The organism is Oleiphilus sp. HI0079, assembly GCF_001635105.1.
The window spans coordinates 1-1,001 of sequence record NZ_LWFT01000919.1; the positions used below are offsets into that span (position 1 = coordinate 1).

The 1,001-nt window shown below is 49.7% G+C and carries 1 protein-coding gene; it reads right to left on the minus strand.

Annotation, left to right across the window (positions count from 1 at the left end; all coding sequences use genetic code 11):
* On the minus strand, positions 1-1,001 hold a 1,001-nt coding region (gene dxs / locus A3750_RS16990; protein WP_068548501.1), incomplete at both ends, for a 1-deoxy-D-xylulose-5-phosphate synthase.

The window sequence follows — 1,001 nt, forward strand, 5'->3', positions numbered from 1 at the left end:
TATCCAAAGGTTTCACGAAGCGCATGTCGATCACGGTTGCATCAAATTTTTCAGCTGCGGCTTGCGCTGCAGGTAGCAGGGCACCAAACGATAAAATAGCCACTTTTGAGCCGTCACGAACAGTACGGGATTGGCCGATTTCTAGAATGTTCAGCTCCTGATCAATTTTGACGCCCGGCCCTTTACCTCGTGGATAGCGCACGGCGCTAGGACCTTTGTGTGCAAGCGCAGTGTGAAGCATCTGCCGACATTCGTTTTCGTCGGATGGCGCCATGATAAGCATATTAGGAATGCATCGCATGAACGAGAGATCAAACGCTCCCGCATGAGTTGGTCCGTCTGCACCAACTAAGCCTGCTCGGTCGATCGCGAAAGTTACATCTAGATTTTGAACAGCAACGTCATGTACCAATTGGTCGTAGCCGCGTTGAAGAAACGTAGAGTAGATTGCGACCACTGGTTTCATTCCTTCACAAGCCATGCCGGCTGCAAGGGTCACCGCGTGTTGTTCTGCTATTGCAACGTCGTAGTAGCGATCAGGAAAGCGTTGCGCAAATGCAATGAGATCTGAGCCTTCTTTCATCGCTGGTGTGATTCCGACGACTCGCTCATCTAGTTCTGCTGCATCGCAGATCCATTGACCAAAAATGTTTGAATAGCTTGGTTTGATGATCGGTGTCGGCACACTTTGGGGTGCCGGCTTTGCACTGGCCTCGATTTTATTTATTGCATGATAGCCAATGGGATCTGATTCTGCTGGAGCAAAGCCACGGCCTTTCTTGGTGACGACATGAAGAAACTGTGGTCCACTCAAGTGCTTCATGTTTTCAAGTGTTTGCAGCAGCACTGGCATGTCATGGCCATCAATTGGACCAATGTAGTTAAAACCCAGCTCTTCAAATAAGGTTCCCGGCGCCATTAAGCCCTTAACGTGCTCTTCAGTTTTGCGTGCAAACTCCATAAGGCCGGGTGTGTTGCTGAGTACACGTTTACTGCCATCG